The organism is Streptomyces sp. NPDC087859, assembly GCF_044742595.1.
In the GTDB taxonomy this organism is placed as follows: Bacteria; Actinomycetota; Actinomycetes; order Streptomycetales; family Streptomycetaceae; genus Streptomyces; species Streptomyces canus_F.
Map to the genome: position 1 here is coordinate 50,753 of NZ_JBIUUU010000026.1, position 16,809 is coordinate 67,561.

Genomic DNA, 16,809 nt, shown 5'->3' on the forward strand with positions numbered 1-16,809 from the left:
CTTCCCGCCGCCATCGTGACACGGACGAGATCCCGTACGCACACGGCTTTCCGCGGGCCGATCGTCGAGCAGCTCACCCTGGCGGACGTCCTCACGGAAGCAGAACGTGAGGAACTGATGATGGCCGCGGTGGAGCGCATCGTGGCGGCGGAGTAGATGACTCCGACCCACGTGTGATGCTGGCGCCATGACCGATCAAGGCGAGATTGCCATCGTCCGCTACCCGGACCGGGCCGCTTCCGTCGAGGACGGCCTGGCCGCGTTGCTGGCCTCCTACCACCTGCGGACGGAGGCCGAGAAGGGCGAGGCCGTTGCCGACGTGGACGGGCTGCCGGAACGCTACCGGGCGGAGATCTCGGACCCGCGGACCGCGTTCGGCGACGATGACGTGCTGATCGCCCTGAGCGGGGACACCCCTGTGGGCTGTTTGGTGGTGACCGCCCCCGCCGACGGGCGGTCGGAGGTCAAGAGGCTGTGGACGGACCCGGCGTTCCGGGGCCGGGGCATCGCGTCCGGCCTGCTCGACACCGCGCTCGCGCATGCCGCGGAGAACGGCGTGGACACCCTGCGACTGTCGGTGTGGAAATGGCGGACCGGGGCCATCGCCCTGTACGAGCGGTTCGGCTTCACCGTCACCGAGTCATGGGACGAGCGGGATCAGCTGGTGTGCATGCAGCGCACTGTGTGAACCGCCGGTGCACTCACCTGTCGCCCGTCTCGTACGCCTTCAGCCCGCCCGCTACCTTCCCCCCATGGAACGGGCCACCATCCTGAGCAGCCTCGCCGCGCGTGGAACTGACACCACTCCGCGGCGACTTACCGAACTCGCCGCCGAACTCGGCATACCGGCCGCCGACCTTCTCGTTGTCGCGGGCCACCCGGTGCCGTCGGAACTCCTTCCGCCGGAGCGCGACGCCAGGGTCCTGAGGGAGTTCGCCCACCGCGTCAGCCACTGCGACCACTCGCGGCTCGCCGCACTGGAGGTTTTCGTCCGCTCACTGCCTCACGTCACCGCCCCGGGACCGTTCGTGCAGCCGACGTGGCCGGGCCGTCGTCCCGCCGAGACCAGGTTCGCCACCGTGCTCGGTGCGCTGATCCGCAATCGCGGCTTCGGCATCCGCGAACTGCCGTTCATGGGGCTGTCCCTGAGCACCCTGTACGGAATGGTGTGGCGCTGCGACCCGAGTCCGCACCGCCGACTCCAACTGTCCGCCGTAGCCGGTCCGCTGGGGTGGACCCTGCCCGATCTCTTCGCGGTCGCCGGGGAGCCGTACTCGGAGGAGATTCGCCCGATGCTGCACTGCCACCACCTCGGGCGGGTGTTCGTGGCGGCTGTCCCGCTGACCACCGCCCAGCTGATCGAGACCGCGAAGGAGGCGGACCGCCTGAGCGTGCGGGAGGAGCACGGCGCGTGGCAGCCCGTCTCGCAGGGCTTCGCCGAGGAGTGCCCGGACTTCCCCTGACAGCGAGGGCCGAGCCGGAGGGATTCAGGCACCGGCGGACGGCGGCGCGAGTTCCGCCGCGACCTCGACGGCGATCTCGACGGCTCGGCCGGCGAGCGGTGAGTGGGTACGTCCGGCCCGCCAGTGCAGGTAGATCTCCCGCGGCGGCAGGGACGGCCGCAGCTCATGGATGCGGAGTCTGTCGTCGGATGACAGGTCGGCACCGCGGATGGCGAGCCAGGGCAGCACCGCCGATCCCAGGCCGGCTCGCACCATCGACAACAGGGTGTCGTTGACCGCGGTACGGAACACGACGCGCGGACGGGCGCCGCTTCGGGCGACCGCCTGCTCCATCATGGGCTGGTCGCAGGTCAGCGGCCAGGCCACCATGGGTTCCCCGTCGAGCCGCTCCAGCGGGACCGGACCCTCGGGGAACGTGCCGGCGCCTGCCACCAGCAGGTACGGGTCGTCGAGCAGCTTGAGTCGCTCGACGTCGCCGTCGATGCGACCGTCGTAGAACAGCAGATCGAGGTCGCCGATCTGCGGCTGCTCCGGCTCCTCCTCGGACAACCTGATGTCGCAGCCGGGGTAGTCGTCGCGCAGCCGTCGTACGACCGACGGCAGGATCACATTGGACACGCTCTGGAACGTGCCGATGTCGATCCGGCCGCCTCCCGCCTTGAACCGGTCCACGGCATCGGCCAACGCGTCCGCCTTCGCCAGCAGTTCGCGGCCCTGGTCCAGGACCACGGAACCCAGCGGAGTCAACCGCACCGGCTTGGGACCGCCCGGCCGGTCGAACACCGGACCGCCCACGGCCTTCTCCAACGCGGCCACCTGCTGGCTCACCGTCGACTGGGTGTACCCGAGACGGGCGGCCGCCCGCCCGAACGAGCCCTCCTCGACGATGGCGGCCAAGGCCGCCAGATGGCGCAGCTCGACGTTCGTCACGCGTTCCAGCGTAACGGGAACAATCGCTGCACACGATTGAGCCGATCGAAAATCATCGCTTTTCACGATGCTTTCCGAGGCCTAGCGTTCCGGACATGACCTCACATCAATCTCACGGCGAACGGCTCCTCGACATCGACGGCGCCGAGTTGTGTGTCGAGACCTTCGGCGACCGCGCGGACCCCGCGATCGTGCTGGTCGCCGGATCGGCCGCCTCGATGCTGTGGTGGGACGCCGAACTGTGCGAACGGATCGCCCTTCGAGGCCGGTTCGTGGTCCGGTACGACCATCGGGACACCGGCCGCTCGACCTGCTACCCGCCGGGACGGCCGCCGTACTCGTTCACCGACCTGACCCGGGACGTGCTCGGCATCCAGGACGCTCTGGGCATCGAGCGCGCCCATGTGGTCTGCCAGTCGATGTTCGGCGGGACCGGACTCATCCTCGGGGTGGACCATCCCGACCGGGTCGCGTCACTGACGTTCGTCTCGAGCTCCACCGGCGCCGACGACCTGCCGCCGCCGTCGAGCGACCTGGCCATGCCCGCCGAGCCGGACACCTCCGACGCGGCCGCGGTCGTCGCCTACGTGGTCGCCGGTGCGAGGGCATACGCCGGTGGGTCACCGTACTTCGACGAGTCCGCGATCCGGGCCCTGGTCGAACGGGACGTGGCGCGCGCCAGGAACTACGCGTCGACTCTGGTCAACCACTTCGTCATCGAGGTCGACGAGCCGGTGCGCGGAGGATTCGGCGACATCGCGGCGCCGACGCTCGTGGTGCACGGCGACCACGACCCCCTGCTGCCGCTACCGCACGGCAGGGCACTGCGTGACGCGATTCCCGGCGCGGAGCTGCTGGTCCTGGAGGGGGCCGGACACGACCTGCCGAGGGCTCTGTGGGACGACTTCGTATCGGCCCTGGTGCGGCACACCCGGGGAGTCCGTCCATGAAGCGGCCGCGCTCGGCGCTCTGGCTGCCGCTCTTCGAGGAGCTCGCCGACCCCCGGGTGGTCGCATGCCTCGCCGCCGACGCGGAGGAAGCCGGGTGGGACGGCTGTTTCGTGTGGGATCAGCTGTGCTGGCGGGCGCCGGTCCGACAGGTCGCCGACCCCTGGATCGCGCTGGCGGCGATCGCGACCGCCACCGAGCAGCTGCGGCTCGGCCCGATGGTGGCACCGCTCGCCCGCCGGCGGCCGGCCAAGGTCGCGCGGGAGACCGCGACGCTGGACCGGCTCAGCGACGGCCGCCTCACCCTCGGCGTCGGCCTGGGCAGCGACCGGTTCGCCGGTGAACTGTCCAGGACCGGGGAGCAACTCGACGACCGACGACGCGGCGGGATGCTCGACGAGTCCCTGGCGATCCTGGCCGCCGCCTGGTCCGGCGAGCCGGTGCACCACCGCGGCGAGCACTACACGGTCGAGGACATCGCGTTCCTTCCGCGGCCGGTCCAGCGGCCCGGCGTACCGGTGTGGGCCGCCGGGTTCCCGGGCAACCTCAAACCGGTCCGCCGGGCCGCCCGGCTCGACGGCTTCTTCCCGGCCAACCTCGAGCACCCGGACCAGCTCGCCGAGGTCGTCGCCACCCTCACCGCACTGCGCCATGGTGAGATGGCCTCGTACGACATCGCCGTCAGTCTCCCGCTCGGTGTCGACCCCGAGCCGTACGCGAAGGCCGGCGCGACGTGGTGGCTGCCGGAGTTCGACCCGGGTGTACGGCTCGACGCCGTGCGGGGTGTGCTCCGCGACGGCCCCGCGGCATGAGGAGGCAGTCGTGTTGTTCGACTACGACTCGGAGCTGGCCCGCTATCACGAGCGGCTGCGGCAGGCCCTCGACATCCGACCCGGTGATCGTGTCCTCGACATCGGCTGTGGCACCGGCCAGACCACCAGGGAAGCGGCCAGAGCCGCCTCGCCGGGCGCTGTGCTCGGCATCGACGTCTCGGGCCCGATGCTGGCGCGGGCCCGTCACCTGGCCGAGCGGGAAGGGCTCCGCAACACCGGTTTCGTGCAGGCCGACGCCCAGACCCACGCGTTCCCGCCGCAGGAGTTCGGTCTGGCCATGAGCCGGTTCGGCACGATGTTCTTCTCCGACCCGGCTCTCGCGTTCGCCAACATCGGGCAGGCGCTGCGTCCGGGTGCGCGCTTGGTGCAGTTGGTCTGGCAGGCCGCCGACCTTCAGGACTGGCATACCGCGATCCGGGCGGCACTCGCTCCCGGGCCTCCGGCCTCGCTGCCGGTCCCAAGCGCCGACGACGCGTTCGCACTGGCCGATCCGCACGTCGTGGCCGACACCCTGACCGCGGCCGGCTTCACAGCGGTCGACGTCGTCGACGTACGCGAGCCCGTGTACTACGGCCCGGACACCGAGCGCGCGCTCGCCGGCGTACTCCGGCTCCGGATGGCGAAGGAATGGCTCACCGATCTGGATGCTCCTTCCGCCGAGCGCGCACTCGACCGGCTTCGCGCGACTCTGGACGCGCACGACACCGGCGACGGCGTCTGGTTCGACTCCCGGGCCTGGCTGGTCACCGCACGCCGACCCTGACGCCTGTCCTACCGCACACCGACCCGCCCGCCCGCACCAATTCACCCCCACGCAAGAGAGCGGTGCGCCGGCCGCTTCCACGGCCTGCCGCCGGCCTGTGTACGTCGGCGAACCCTTACTCGTCGATCACCGAACCGAAGTGGGCGCCGTGAGCGTTGCCGCCGAGAGCGGCGGCTCCGTAGGACCTGGAACCGTCGGCGAGCAGCCCCTTCCCGCTTGCGGGCAGGACCCACACCGCGCCGTCGCCGGCGTTCTCCTCGGGCGCGGCAGCCACGAGCTCGGCCCTGCCGTCGCCGTCCGTGTCCACCAGCCGCACCTGGGCGCCCCATCCGTCGCCCGCCTCGGCGGTGCCGGGGATCCCGACGGTGTTCTGGTCGAAGTACTGGGCGCCGCTGCCCGTCAGCCCCGCCCGCGAACCACGCAACAACGACACCGCGCCTGCGCCGGCTTCGCCGTCCGCGTCCTCGCCGGGCGCGCCGACGGCCACGTCGGAAAAGCCGTCGCCGTCGACATCGGCCACCGACAGCTCGTTGCCCCAGGAGTCGTCGAGCTCCCCCGCGCCGGGTACGCCGGGCGATTTCTGCGACCACCACTGCGGTGCGGTACCGGGGCCTTCGGTTCCGGAAGGCCCGTCCTCGCCGCCGTAGTAGACGCCCACCAAGCCGCCGGGCGCGCTGCCCGCGGTCTCGTCCACTCCGCTGAGCTGACCGACGGCGAGGTCGTCGTAGCCGTCGCCGTTGATGTCGCCGGAGGCGGTGCCCAGGCCGCCGTGCAGGTCGCGCCGGTAGGTCAGGCTCTCGGCGCCGCCCGTGTAGAGGGCGGACCAGCCCTTGGTGTAGTCGTCGTCGGGGCTGTATCCGGAGACGACGAGGTCGGCGAAGCCGTCGCGGTCGTAGTCGCCGGTGGTCAGGTAGGCGCCCTGAAGGGTGTGACCGGTGGAGTGCGGGGTGCCGACCTGCCGCAGGACGCCCGCGTGGTAGGTGAAGACGTGCAGGCCGTTCTGGTCGAGCACGGTGAGCTGGTCACCGTCGATGTCCCCCGAGAACCGTGCGGCGGCCACCGCCAGGCCGAACCGCGCGTCGGCGGTCGGCTCGGCGGCGGTGATGCTCGCGGCGGGCTCGGCGCCGAAGCCCTGCGCGGAGCCGTACAGCACGGTCACCCGGCCCGCGTCCTCGACGGTGCCCTCGTCCTCGCCGGGCGTGCCGATGACGAGGTCGTCATAGCCGTCGCCGTCGAGGTCGCCGGTCGCGACCGCCTGCCCGAAGCGGTCGCCGGTCTCGGAGGTTCCGGGCACGCCCTGGGACGACTGGCTGATGAGCTCGACCCGGCCCTTGGGCACGGTGGTGTTGGTGCCGATACCGTTGGGCGCGCCGTACTGCACGTTGACGTACCCGGCGCCTGCCTTGCCGTCGACGGTGCCGTCCGGGACGCCGGTGACAAGGTCGGTGTAGCCGTCGCCGTTGAAGTCACTGTTGCGGTCGGCGGCGGACGTGCCGCCGGGTACGCCGGCGAACGCGGTCGGCGCGGCCAGGATGCGAACTCCGGCCAGCAGGAGGACACAGGCCGGTCCGGCGGGAGCCGTCCGGTCGCCGAGCGTGGAGGTCAGCCCTGTGTACGAGGGCGCAGAGTCGCGCGATAGCTCTCCCCGCCGTAGAGGGACTCATAGCGGATCTCCAGGTGCAGGCGCCGGGTTATCAGGTCCAGGAACTCGGCGTGAGCCTGTGGATCGTAGGGGTCCACGCTCAGCAGGAACTCCTCATAGCCGGTGGCGATGGTCTGCGTCTCGAGGAACGTCACCGCGTAGGGCCATACGGCGAGGCCGTCGCGGGCTCTGTCCGCGCCGGCCTTGTTCCACGCGCCCACCACCTCGCCGTCGACCGTCAGGGTGCTGCTGACGATGACGGCTGGGCCCAGCCCGGAGTTGATGAGCCTGATCCCCGCCTTGTGTCCCTCGGACATCCCCCGTTGCAACTGGAGTATGGGGCGCACCGAGTAGCGGTTGTGCTGCCGCGTCGCGCGCACCTCGTACACCGAGACGGCGAGCGACGCCACGGCGATCACCACGGCACACGCCGCGACGACTATCTCCGAGTCCAATGCGGACTGCCCCCTTCCACCAGGCTCCGAGTCGAGCGCACCGGCCCCCAACTTCCCACGTCTGCCCGCCCCTTGTCGTTGCCCTCAGGCGATCCGCCAGGGGCGGAGTTTCTCGGGGTTCCGCACCGCCCAGATGTGCCGGATCCGGTCGCCCACGATCTCGAACGCGAACACGGTCGCGAGCTTGCCGTCCTGCCGCGCGACCAAGCCGGGCAGGCCGTTGACCGTGTGCTCCAGGAACGTCGTGCGGTCGCCCGTGAGGCGGGCGATCTCGGCGTAGGCACGTGCGATCCGCTCACCGCCCACGATCGGGTGCAGGTGGGTGACGGCCAGCCCGCCGCCGTCGGCGGTCGCGACGGCGTCGGGGTCGAGCAGGCCGATCAGGGCGTCGATGTCCTTGGCCTCCCACGCCGTCTTGAACTGCTTGACGATGTCGGCCTGTCCGGCACCCGGGCCCGCCGGGGTCTGCGCGGCGCGGACGCGACGACGGGCGGAGGAGGCCAGTTGGCGGCACGCCGCCGGAGTGCGGCCGACGATCTCGGCGACCTCGCCGAAGGGGTAGCGAAAGACGTCGTGCAGGACGAACGCGACGCGCTCGGCGGGGGTCATGGCATCGAGGACGACCAGGAAGGCCATCGTCACCGACTCGTCGAGGGTGACCCGGTCGGCGGGGTCGGTCCCGCCGCCACCGGGGCGCCCGGTGATCCACTCCGTGGGCTCGGGCAGGGGTTCCGGGATCCAGTCGCCCACGTACGTCTCCCGCCTGGCCCGCGCCGAGCCGAGCACGTTCAGGCAGATGCGGCTCGCGACCGTCACCAGCCACGCGCCGGGTGACTCCACGGCCTGCTGCTCCCGGGCGGACATGGCGTACCAGCGGGCGTAGGTCTCCTGCACGACGTCCTCGGCGTCGGCCAGGGACCCCAGGAGCCGATAGCCGAGGTTGATCAGCCGACGCCGCTCGCTCATGATCGCGCTGAGGCCCGGATCGCTCTGGTCTTCGCCGGACTCGGCTCTCGTGGTCATGGTCTGGCCATCTCCCTCACTCGCTTCGGTGCCTCTACCCGTTACGACAGGACAGCCCCTCGGAATGTGAGGCCGACGTGCCGCCTCACATTCCGAGGGGCTGCTTTGTCGTAGCGGTGAGGACGACAACACCACGGAGAGGTCACCCCATGAACGACTTCCAGGCCATCGCGGACCGAGTCGAGATCGAGGCACTGCGCGGCGAGTTCACCGACGCGGCGATGATGCGCGACCGCCCCCGCCTGGCGTCGCTGTTCACACCGGACGGTGCCCTGCGCATGCCCAACATCCCCGTCGAGCAGGTCGGCCGTGAGGAGATCCTTGCCGGGGGCGAGCGACTGCAGAGCCAGTGGGACTTCTTCGTACAGAACACACACCCCGGCACGATCCTGCTCGACGGGGACACCGCGACCGGCCGCGCCTACATCCAGGAACTCGCGCGCGCCCTCGACGGACGCCAGGGTCTGAACTACGCCGTCTACCACGACCGCTACCAGCGCACCCTGGAGGGCTGGAAGTTCGCGGAGCGGGTGTACGAGGTCAGGTACCTCGACACCACCCCGCTGGCGGGCACGGCGCCCCACTCGGCGCAGTGCTCCGAGCCGGGTCCGGCAGAAGCCGCGGCCACCCCGGCTCCGGCCGCGTCCTTCGCCGACCCGGCGTCGGCCGAACGACTGGAGCGGGCAGCCGCCGCGCTGCGTGCCAACGGCTTCGCCGCCGAGATCCTCGACGACGCCGCGGCCGCGCGCGCCCGCGTCAAGGACCTGGTCCGCGAGGGCGCCAGTGTGTTGACCGGCGCCAGCGAGACCCTGCGGCTCTCCGGTATCGACGAGGACATCAACACCGGCGACCGGTACGACGCCGTCAGGCCGCGGGTCCTGAGGATCGACCGTGCCACCGGCGCCGACGAGATCCGCACGCTGGTCGCCTGCCCCGAGTTCGTCGTCAACAGCGTCGCTGCCGTCACCGAGACCGGCTCCCTCGTTCTCGCCTCGGGCAGCGGCAGCCAACTCCCCGCCAACGCGGGCGGCGCGGCCCACGCGGTCTGGATCGTCGGCGCGCAGAAGGTGGTGCCCGACCTGAGCACGGCCCTGCGCCGCGTCGAGGAGCACGCCCTCCCGCTCGAGAACGCCCGCGCCCAGAAGGTGTACGGAGTGCCGAGCGCCGTCAACCGCCTGCTCATCCTCAACGCGGAACCCCACCCGGGGCGCGGCACGGTGCTGCTTCTGCGAGAGGCCATCGGCTACTGAACCGGCTCGGGAGCCGTGGGACTCGGGCTGAGGTTGAACATGCCGGGAAGACAACGCCGTTGCTGAACCGTTGAGTGCGACGGCGCGGTCGCCGTGTGGCGTTCGGCGGGTGGCCGTCCCGGGCTTGTCCGAGCGAGGGAAAGCGGTGATCACGCGATGAGAGCGGTGCGGTTCCACGAGTACGGCGGGATCGATGTGCTGCGGGTGGAGGAGGTGGAGCGGCCGGCACCCGGCCCCGGGCAGGTGCTGGTCGAGGTCCGCGCGGCCGGGATCCAGCCCGGCGAGGTGATGATCCGCGAGGGCGCGCGGCACGGGCGCTGGCCGGCCGCGTTCCCCTCCGGGCAGGGCAGCGATCTGGCCGGTGTCGTGGTGGAGGTCGGGGCGCAGGTCCGCGGCTTCGCGGTGGGCGACGAGGTGTTGGGCTTCACCCATGGCAGGGCGAGCCATGCGGAGTTCGTCGTGGTCGACGACGTGGACGTGGTCTCGCGGCCACAGGGCCTGTCCTGGGACGTGGCCGGGTCGTTGTACGTGGCCGGCACGACCGCGTACGCCTGCGTGTTCGCGGTGGATCCCGGGCCGGCGGACACGGTCGTGGTGTCCGGTGCGGCGGGCGGTGTCGGGTCCCTTGCCGTGCAGCTCGCGCGGCACCGCGGCGCCACCGTGATCGGGCTGGCGAGCGAGAGGAACCATGCCTGGCTGAAGGAGCGCGGTGTCGTCCCGGTCGCGTACGGGGAGGGCGTGGCCGAACGGATCCGGGAGGCCTGCGGCGGAAGCGTCGACGCGTTCATCGACACCTTCGGCGACGGGTACGTGGAGCTGGCGGTGGAGCTGGGTGTGCGACCCGAGCGGATCAACACCATCCGCGACTGGCAGGCCGCGGCCAGGATCGGGGCGCGGACCTACGGCGAAGGGGCGGCGGCGTGCGCCGTCGTGCTGGGCGAGCTGGCCCGGCTTGCCGCGCGCGGGGAACTGGAGGTGACGATCGCCCGCGGCTACCCGCTGGAGGGGGTGCGGGACGCGTTCCGCGAGCTGGAACGAGGGCACACCCACGGCAAGATCGTGCTCCGCCCGTAGCGGGACGGGCGCCGTCGCCGCCGCGGCGTACAGAACGCCGCGGCGACGCGGAAGCAGGCCGGTCCCCGGACCCGGGGACCGGCCTTCAGAACTAGGCGGGGGTGATGTTCTCCGCCTGCGGGCCCTTCTGGCCCTGGGTGATGTCGAAGGTCACCGCCTGGCCTTCCTGGAGCTCACGGAAGCCGGAGGCGTTGATGTTGGAGTAGTGAGCGAAGACGTCCGGTCCGCCGCCGTCCTGGGCGATGAAGCCGAAGCCCTTCTCCGCGTTGAACCACTTGACGGTTCCGCTGGCCATGCTGGTACCTCTCAGTAGACGTCAGAACCGCACCGCGCGGTCCTGGAGGTGCTCGCCCTGGTCCGGTACTGCACAGCAAAGCGCCCGCGCCTAAGCGCGGGCAGGTACTGCGAACCACGACAGCTGGCAGTGACGCTACACCGCGGAAAGGACGATCACCAGAGAGCAACAACGGTGAACCGCACGAGACCGGCGAGAAGGCCTACCCAAATCCCGACCGACCCGCCCCAACCGCCTGAACAGCCCGAAAAGTGTCGATCGTCATCGACGGCCGGCGCCGGAATCGCCGATCATCGGGCACGGGCACACACGGGTTGAGGCGAGACGGTTCGTCTTGTTATGGTGGGGCCATGGCTTTCCTCTTCTTCGTCTGAGTCCGGGCACGGCCGATGCCGCCGTTTCTGCTGCCCGTAGCCCCTTCGCCCCACCAGGGAAAGCCATATGCGCGAGCGCGCCCCCCATACCGCCGCACCCTCCGCCACCCCCGCCGTCGCGGCACAGCTGTCCGTCAAGGACGTCCGCAAGTCCTACGGCACTCGCTCCGTTCTCGACCAGGTCTCCTTCACCGTCCGACCGGGCGAGAAGGCCGCCGTCATCGGCGAGAACGGATCCGGGAAGTCCACCCTGCTGCGGCTGCTGGCCGCGGCCGAGGTGCCGGACGGCGGCGAGATCACCGTCAGCTTCCCCGGCGGCATCGGACACCTCGCCCAGACCCTCGACCTCGACCCGGACCGCACGGTCCAGGACGCTGTCGACCACGCTCTGGCCGAACTGCGCGACATGGAGCGCCGGTTGCGCTCGGCGGAGGAGCGCCTGGGTGAAGCCTCGAAGGACGAACTCGCCGCATACGGCGAGCTGTTGTTCGCCTACGAGCAACGCGGCGGATACGAGGCCGACACCCGCGTGGACGCCGCACTGCACGGGCTCGGGCTCGCCCGGATCACCCGCGACCGCGTGCTCGGCACGCTCTCCGGCGGCGAGCAGTCGCGGCTCGCGCTGGCCTGTGTACTGGCCGCGGCCCCCGAACTGCTCCTCCTCGACGAGCCGACCAACCACCTTGACGCGGCGGCCATGCGCTGGCTCGAGGAGCACCTGCGCGCGCACCGCGGCACCGTCGTCGCGGTCACCCACGACCGCGGCTTCCTGGAACGCGTCGCCACCACGATCCTCGAGGTCGACCGGGACACGCACATCGTGCGCCGGTACGGCGACGGTTGGGCCGGCCACCGCGCCGCGAAGGCCGCCGCCCGGCGCCGCGCGGAGCAGGAACACGCGGACTGGGTCGAGGAAGTGACCCGTGGCGAGGAACTGCTCGAGGCCGCCGGGAAGCGGCTGGCCAGCACCGGCGGGGACCCGCGGCAGGGTTTCGGGAAGCACCGCCGCTCGCACGAGGCGAAGCTCGGCGGGCAGGTGCGAGCCGTCCGGGAGCGGCTCGGCCACCTGCGACGCAACCCGGTGGCGGCGCCGCCGGAGCCGCTGCGATTCACCGCGCCACTGTCGGCGGCAGGCGGTGCGCGCCGGGTGGAGGGATCGTCGCCGAGCGCTCCGGTGCCCTCGCCCGTGAGCCGCCCCCTTGCCGAACTCGACGGCGTACGCGTGGGTGCGCGGCTGAGCCTGGACGGACGGGTCGCGATCGAGTCCGGGCAGCGGCTGTTGGTCACGGGCGAGAACGGAGCGGGCAAGACGACGCTGCTGCGCGTCCTGGCGGGCGACCTGGAGCCGGACGCGGGCGTGGCACGCCGTCCGGCACGGATCGGGTACCTGGCGCAGGAGTTGCCCGCGCGCACCACCCCGCTCCCGCTGCTCGCCGCGTTCGCGGACGGGAGGCCCGGGCTGCCGCAGGAGCACGCCGAACAGCTGCTCACGCTGGGGCTGTTCCGCGAGGAGGATCTGGACGCGCCGGTCGCGGCGCTGTCCGCGGGACAACAACGCCGGTTGCAGATCGCCCGGCTGGTGACCCGGCCCGCGGATCTCCTCGTCCTCGACGAGCCGACCAACCATGTCGCGCTCGACCTGGTGGAGGACCTGGAGGCGGCTCTCGCGTCGTACCCGGGAGCGGTGGTCGCGGTCTCGCACGACCGCGGCTTCCGCGAGCGCTTCCCGGGCGACCGGCTGGAGCTGCGCGGCGGCCGCAGGTTCTGATCCAACCGGATCGGCGCCCGCGCGCATTCCCCGCAACCACGGCGAGTCCGAGGAGCGATGAGTCCCGCCCCGGTCGGCAGTCTCCATCCCCGACACCCGACCCACCGCACTCAGGGAGAGCATCATGACCGCCACCTACACCGTCGACGTCTTCTCCACCCTCGACGGCTACGGCTCCTACAACAGCGACGGCGACTGGGGCGGCTACTGGGGCAAGCAGGGTGCCGAGTTCCTCGACCGCCGTCTCGCCCTGTACAGCGAGGAGCAGCGGCTGGTCCTCGGGGCGAACACCTTCCGGCTGTTCGCGCAGATTCTGGGCCCGAGCGGCGAGGAGTCCGAGGTGAGTGACCCCGTGAACACCCGGATGCGGAACCTGCCCACCACCGTGGTGTCGACGACGCTCGAAGGACCCCTTCACTGGCCGGACGCGACCCTCGTCAGCGGTGACGCCGTCGACGTCGTCGCCCGGCTCAAGAAGGAGTCCGAGGTGCCCTTGCGCTCGCACGGCAGTCCGTCGATGAACCGGGCACTGATGGCCGCCGGTCTCGTCGACCGGGTCCAGGTGACGCTCTTTCCCGTGATCAGCGGTCAGACCGGGGCAAGTCCGATCTTCCAGGGCGCGGCCGACTTCGACCTCGAGCTGATCGAGAGCCGGATCCTCGACGGGCACATCCAGGAGCTCGTCTACCGGCCCACCCTGCACGCCTGAGTCCACCCGGCCGGCCCTCCCCCACCCGAACCCGGCCTGGACCGGGTGGGCCGGCCTCCGATATCTGGCGCCTCGTCAACGGCCCATATCTGGCAGGCTCGTTGACCGCAATTCAACCCGGAGGGGTGGCCTCCGGCAGTGCGATTGACGGTGATAGCATTCCGCCGTCTGCGACCTTGATCCACTTTTGGTCAGGCCTTGAACCTGAACGCGGCGAGTTCGCCCAAATCAGCCGTGCAGTCCCCCTGGACAGGTCGTGGACCCTTGCGAGCTGTATTTGTCGACACCTGCATGCCACGCACCGGGAAAGGTTTCCATGACTCAAGACGTGCTTCTTTGGTGCCTGGTTGCGATAGCGGTGATAGCCATAGCCGCCGTCGTGGCACTCGTGCTCCGAAGCAGAGGCCTGACGAGGAGGAAGAGGGAGTCCGAGGCCGCACTGGAGGCGCGGCTGCAGTTCAGCCAGGATGAACTGGGCCGCACGCAGAGCGAGTTGGCCAGGATGCGGAACGAGCAGGACGGTGTCATCCGGGAGGCGGAGCAGGCCGCCGAGGAGAACACCAAGGCGGTCCTCAAGGGCGCCGCGCGCTTCCTGCAGAGCCTGGCGGCCGAGCAGACGACGCTGCTGGACGGGGTCCAGCGCGAGTACGGCGGCCACGCGGTCCTGGCCGATCTGATGGACATCACCCACGCCAACGCCCAGATGGCCCGCAAGGCGCAGGGTATCGCGGTCATGTGCGGTGCCCCTCTGGGGCGTCGCAACCAGCCTGCCAGCGTCTACGACGTCGTCCGCAGCGCCCAGAGCCAGATCCGCAACTTCCAGCGGGTCGAGATCATGCAGCCGAGCGGCATCGCGCTGAAGGCCTCCGCCGTCGCGCCGGTCGCCCTGGCGGTCGCGGAACTGCTCGACAACGCCGCCAGCTTCTCCCAGGCGGACGCCCCCATCGAGGTCACGTTCCGGCAGGCCCAGAAGAACCTGTGCATCGTCATCGACGACGCCGGCGTCGGCATGGGCGACGAGGAGCGTCAGCGGGCGAGCGCGCTGCTGTCCGGCGACGACATCCCCCGGCTGTCCCAGCTGGGCACCCAGCCGAAGTTCGGCTTCCCCGTCGTCGGTCTGATCGCCCGCCAGCACGGCTTCAAGGTGGACGTCACCGGCGTCTCCCGATACGGCGGCGTGCGTGCCGTCGTCCTGCTGCCCGAGGAGCTGTGGACCATGGAGGAGGCCCTGCCGCCGGCCACCGAGGCGCCCGTGAGCAGCATCCGGCCGGTGTCGGTGGAGACCGCTCGTACGGCGGGCGGCCTGCCGAAGCGCGGTGCCCGCACGTCGCCCAGCGGCAACTCCGGTGCGGCGGAGCAGCCCGTCAGGCGAGCCGTCCGACGCGGCGCCGGCAGCCTGGCCGCTCTGCAGCGCGGCACGCAGACCGCGCGCGATGTGGCCGCTCTGGACACCCCGACGCCCGGAGGGTCTGACAACGCATGAGTACGACAGACCTGTCGTGGATGGTCCAGGACATCGTGGACAACGTGCCCAGGGCACGGCACGCCGTGGTGCTGTCCGCGGACGGCATCCCGCGCGGGGCCACGGACGGCCTGACCGGCCAGGACGTGCGCACCATCTCCGCGGCCATGGCCGGGATGCAGTCGCTCAGCCGGGCCACCGCCCACTTCGCCGGGACCTCGCAGGACCGGGCGTGGATCCAGACCGTGATCGAGTTCCAGCACGGCTGGGTCTTCCTGATCGGGGCCGGCCAGGGAGCGTATCTGGCTGCCGCCGCGGAGCCCGACGTGGACATGGAGCAGCTCAGCTTCCGTATGAACCGGCTGGTCGCCCGGCTGGGCAACAACCTCACCGCTCCGCCGCGGGTGAACGCCCGGGACGCGGAGCAGTACGGGGAGAACGCCGAGGCCCTGCGCGACGAGGCGGACAGGTCGGTCACCGTGCTCGGCGAACTGGACAAGGCCGTGGCTGCGGTACCGGGCGCCCTGCACGCTCTGCTGCTCGGTGCGAACGGTCTGCCGCGCGGGGCCAGCACGGGGATCGGCAGGGACCTCGCGGACACCATCTCGGCGGCCATGACAGGCATCCACGCCTACAGCCGGGCCACCGCGCCGTTCGCCGGCGGGACGCAGGACGACGAGTGGAGCCAGACGGTCATCGAGTTCCAGCACGGCTGGATCTTCCTGATCGCGGCCGGCGACGGCGACTTCCTGGCGGCCGCGGCCGAGCACGACTGCGACATCGAGGACTTCACCGCACATCTGAGTGACGCGATGCCCGCGCTCATCTCGCGGACGGTCGCGCAGGGAGAGAGGGCCAGCGATGCATGACGACCCGTCCGGTGAGCTCGAGCTGACGGCCCCCTTAGTCCCCCTCTTCATCGTCGCGGGGGGACGTGCGCTGCCCCGGGACAGCGAGTACGAGCACACCACGATGATCACGGCCCAGGAAGGCGCCTCGGCCACGGCCCGCACCCTGGCTCCGGAATCCCGAACGGTCATGGACCTGATCGCGGACGGCTACCTCTCGGTCGCCGAGGTCGCCGCCCACACACGACTGCCCCTGGGCATCGTGCGCATCCTGCTGGCTCAGATGGCCGAGGACGGCCTGATTCATGTGCGTAACCCGGTGCCGCACGCCGAGCGCCATGACCCCGTCCTGCTCACCGCCGTGCTCGACGGCCTGATGCGAATTCGAACCGGAGCGTAACCACCTTGTATCTGGATCCCGACGTCTCCCGCTCCGTGAAAGTCCTGGTCGTGGGCCACTTCGCGGTCGGGAAGACCACATACATCGGAAGCGTCTCCGAGATCGAGCCGCTGCAGACCGAAGAGGAGATAACCGAGGCCAGTGAGGGCCTCGACGACCTCTCCGAGACCCCGGACAAGACGACCACGACCGTGGCGATGGACTTCGGGCGGCTGACCCTCAGCGAGGACCTGGTCCTCTACATCTTCGGAACCCCCGGGCAGGAACGGTTCAAGCAGATGTGGGAGGGCCTGTCGCGCGGAGCGCTGGGCGCGCTGGTCCTGGTGGACCCCGAGCGGCTGGAAGAGACCTTCCCGATCCTGGACCTGGTCGAAGCCTTCGGGCTGCCCTACGTCATCGGCGTCAACACCTTCGACGGCAAGAACCACTTCCCCCTGTCCGAAGTGTGCGAGGCACTCAACATCTCCGAGGAGACACCGGTCATCGACTGCGACGTCCGTGACCAGGACTCCTCGATGCAGGCCCTCATCACGCTCGTGAAGCACCTCTTGTCCTCACTCGGCTAGGAGCCCA

The 16,809-nt window shown here is 70.9% G+C and carries 19 protein-coding genes; 14 read left to right on the forward strand and 5 right to left on the reverse strand.

The window, feature by feature from the left end:
• Positions 1-15 precede the first annotated feature (15 nt).
• The 3 genes from ACIOHP_RS43875 (at position 16) to ACIOHP_RS43885 (ending at position 1,463) form a co-directional block, all read left to right on the forward strand.
• Entirely contained in the window at positions 16-156 is a 141-nt protein-coding gene (locus tag ACIOHP_RS43875; protein ID WP_401896482.1) for a hypothetical protein, read from the forward strand.
• Positions 157-187: 31 nt separating this feature from the next.
• Positions 188-688 (forward strand): GNAT family N-acetyltransferase, encoded by a 501-nt coding sequence (locus tag ACIOHP_RS43880; RefSeq protein ID WP_401896484.1) that lies wholly within the window; start codon positions 188-190, stop codon positions 686-688.
• 64 nt (positions 689-752) lie between these two features.
• The gene (locus ACIOHP_RS43885) at positions 753-1,463 is read left to right on the forward strand and encodes a hypothetical protein (protein ID WP_401896485.1); all 711 of its coding nucleotides are present in this window, start codon (positions 753-755) and stop codon (positions 1,461-1,463) included.
• 24 nt (positions 1,464-1,487) lie between these two features.
• Here ACIOHP_RS43885 and ACIOHP_RS43890 read toward each other — a convergent pair whose 3' ends face one another.
• On the reverse strand, positions 1,488-2,393 hold the full coding sequence (locus ACIOHP_RS43890; RefSeq protein ID WP_401896486.1) for a LysR family transcriptional regulator: 906 nt from the start codon (positions 2,391-2,393) through the stop codon (positions 1,488-1,490).
• A 95-nt stretch (positions 2,394-2,488) separates the two neighbouring features.
• Here ACIOHP_RS43890 and ACIOHP_RS43895 point away from each other — a divergent pair, with 95 nt between their 5' ends.
• The 3 genes from ACIOHP_RS43895 to ACIOHP_RS43905 are packed head-to-tail and all read left to right on the forward strand — an operon-like array spanning position 2,489 to position 4,936.
• The gene (locus tag ACIOHP_RS43895) at positions 2,489-3,343 is read left to right on the forward strand and encodes an alpha/beta fold hydrolase (RefSeq protein WP_401896488.1); all 855 of its coding nucleotides are present in this window, start codon (positions 2,489-2,491) and stop codon (positions 3,341-3,343) included.
• Complete coding sequence (locus ACIOHP_RS43900; RefSeq protein ID WP_401896491.1) at positions 3,340-4,152, forward strand: LLM class flavin-dependent oxidoreductase; 813 nt, start codon at positions 3,340-3,342, stop codon at positions 4,150-4,152. Before ACIOHP_RS43895 ends, ACIOHP_RS43900 begins: the two co-directional genes overlap by 4 nt.
• A gap of 10 nt (positions 4,153-4,162) precedes the next feature.
• The gene (locus tag ACIOHP_RS43905; RefSeq protein ID WP_401896493.1) at positions 4,163-4,936 is read left to right on the forward strand and encodes a class I SAM-dependent methyltransferase; all 774 of its coding nucleotides are present in this window, start codon (positions 4,163-4,165) and stop codon (positions 4,934-4,936) included.
• 115 nt (positions 4,937-5,051) lie between these two features.
• Here ACIOHP_RS43905 and ACIOHP_RS43910 read toward each other — a convergent pair whose 3' ends face one another.
• From ACIOHP_RS43910 to sigJ, 3 genes are all read right to left on the reverse strand, one after another.
• A complete protein-coding gene (locus ACIOHP_RS43910) occupies positions 5,052-6,542 on the reverse strand; it encodes an FG-GAP and VCBS repeat-containing protein (RefSeq protein WP_401896618.1) in 1,491 nt (496 codons plus the stop codon).
• The gene (locus ACIOHP_RS43915; RefSeq protein ID WP_361555876.1) at positions 6,539-7,033 is read right to left on the reverse strand and encodes a hypothetical protein; all 495 of its coding nucleotides are present in this window, start codon (positions 7,031-7,033) and stop codon (positions 6,539-6,541) included. Before ACIOHP_RS43915 ends, ACIOHP_RS43910 begins: the two co-directional genes overlap by 4 nt.
• An 84-nt stretch (positions 7,034-7,117) precedes the next feature.
• On the reverse strand, positions 7,118-8,056 hold the full coding sequence (gene sigJ, locus ACIOHP_RS43920; protein ID WP_401896495.1) for an RNA polymerase sigma factor SigJ: 939 nt from the start codon (positions 8,054-8,056) through the stop codon (positions 7,118-7,120).
• A gap of 149 nt (positions 8,057-8,205) precedes the next feature.
• On the opposite strand from sigJ, the gene ACIOHP_RS43925 reads away from it, so the two are divergent.
• Entirely contained in the window at positions 8,206-9,306 is a 1,101-nt protein-coding gene (locus tag ACIOHP_RS43925; protein ID WP_401896497.1) for an LUD domain-containing protein, read from the forward strand.
• 156 nt (positions 9,307-9,462) lie between these two features.
• On the forward strand, positions 9,463-10,380 hold the full coding sequence (locus ACIOHP_RS43930; RefSeq protein ID WP_401896499.1) for an NADP-dependent oxidoreductase: 918 nt from the start codon (positions 9,463-9,465) through the stop codon (positions 10,378-10,380).
• Positions 10,381-10,471: 91 nt separating this feature from the next.
• On the opposite strand, the gene ACIOHP_RS43935 is transcribed toward ACIOHP_RS43930, so the two are convergent.
• On the reverse strand, positions 10,472-10,675 hold the full coding sequence (locus tag ACIOHP_RS43935; RefSeq protein ID WP_037751662.1) for a cold-shock protein: 204 nt from the start codon (positions 10,673-10,675) through the stop codon (positions 10,472-10,474).
• A gap of 441 nt (positions 10,676-11,116) precedes the next feature.
• Here ACIOHP_RS43935 and ACIOHP_RS43940 point away from each other — a divergent pair, with 441 nt between their 5' ends.
• From ACIOHP_RS43940 to ACIOHP_RS43965, 6 genes are all read left to right on the forward strand, one after another.
• Positions 11,117-12,817, forward strand: a complete 1,701-nt coding sequence (locus tag ACIOHP_RS43940; protein ID WP_401896500.1) for an ABC-F family ATP-binding cassette domain-containing protein — start codon at positions 11,117-11,119, stop codon at positions 12,815-12,817.
• Between the two features lie 124 nt (positions 12,818-12,941).
• Entirely contained in the window at positions 12,942-13,526 is a 585-nt protein-coding gene (locus ACIOHP_RS43945) for a dihydrofolate reductase family protein (RefSeq protein WP_401896502.1), read from the forward strand.
• Between the two features lie 379 nt (positions 13,527-13,905).
• Positions 13,906-15,009 (forward strand): ATP-binding protein, encoded by a 1,104-nt coding sequence (locus ACIOHP_RS43950; RefSeq protein ID WP_361558153.1) that lies wholly within the window; start codon positions 13,906-13,908, stop codon positions 15,007-15,009.
• A 20-nt stretch (positions 15,010-15,029) separates the two neighbouring features.
• Entirely contained in the window at positions 15,030-15,857 is an 828-nt protein-coding gene (locus ACIOHP_RS43955) for a roadblock/LC7 domain-containing protein (RefSeq protein ID WP_401896621.1), read from the forward strand.
• Positions 15,850-16,236: a DUF742 domain-containing protein gene (locus tag ACIOHP_RS43960; RefSeq protein WP_327714982.1), complete on the forward strand. Its 387-nt coding sequence runs from the start codon at positions 15,850-15,852 to the stop codon at positions 16,234-16,236. Before ACIOHP_RS43955 ends, ACIOHP_RS43960 begins: the two co-directional genes overlap by 8 nt.
• Positions 16,237-16,241: 5 nt before the next feature.
• Positions 16,242-16,802, forward strand: a complete 561-nt coding sequence (locus ACIOHP_RS43965; RefSeq protein WP_171145029.1) for an ATP/GTP-binding protein — start codon at positions 16,242-16,244, stop codon at positions 16,800-16,802.
• Positions 16,803-16,809 lie beyond the last annotated feature (7 nt).

What these genes read in the sequence shown, in the direction of transcription:
- ACIOHP_RS43880 (WP_401896484.1), top strand. Translation starts at nt 188, where the DNA reads ATGACCGATCAAGGCGAGATTGCCATCGTCCGCTACCCGGACCGGGCC.
- ACIOHP_RS43885 (WP_401896485.1), top strand. Translation starts at nt 753, where the DNA reads ATGGAACGGGCCACCATCCTGAGCAGCCTCGCCGCGCGTGGAACTGAC.
- ACIOHP_RS43895 (WP_401896488.1), top strand. Translation starts at nt 2,489, where the DNA reads ATGACCTCACATCAATCTCACGGCGAACGGCTCCTCGACATCGACGGC.
- ACIOHP_RS43900 (WP_401896491.1), top strand. Translation starts at nt 3,340, where the DNA reads ATGAAGCGGCCGCGCTCGGCGCTCTGGCTGCCGCTCTTCGAGGAGCTC.
- sigJ (WP_401896495.1), bottom strand. Translation starts at nt 8,056, where the DNA reads ATGACCACGAGAGCCGAGTCCGGCGAAGACCAGAGCGATCCGGGCCTC.
- ACIOHP_RS43925 (WP_401896497.1), top strand. Translation starts at nt 8,206, where the DNA reads ATGAACGACTTCCAGGCCATCGCGGACCGAGTCGAGATCGAGGCACTG.
- ACIOHP_RS43930 (WP_401896499.1), top strand. Translation starts at nt 9,463, where the DNA reads ATGAGAGCGGTGCGGTTCCACGAGTACGGCGGGATCGATGTGCTGCGG.
- ACIOHP_RS43935 (WP_037751662.1), bottom strand. Translation starts at nt 10,675, where the DNA reads ATGGCCAGCGGAACCGTCAAGTGGTTCAACGCGGAGAAGGGCTTCGGC.
- ACIOHP_RS43940 (WP_401896500.1), top strand. Translation starts at nt 11,117, where the DNA reads ATGCGCGAGCGCGCCCCCCATACCGCCGCACCCTCCGCCACCCCCGCC.
- ACIOHP_RS43945 (WP_401896502.1), top strand. Translation starts at nt 12,942, where the DNA reads ATGACCGCCACCTACACCGTCGACGTCTTCTCCACCCTCGACGGCTAC.
- ACIOHP_RS43955 (WP_401896621.1), top strand. Translation starts at nt 15,030, where the DNA reads ATGGTCCAGGACATCGTGGACAACGTGCCCAGGGCACGGCACGCCGTG.
- ACIOHP_RS43960 (WP_327714982.1), top strand. Translation starts at nt 15,850, where the DNA reads ATGCATGACGACCCGTCCGGTGAGCTCGAGCTGACGGCCCCCTTAGTC.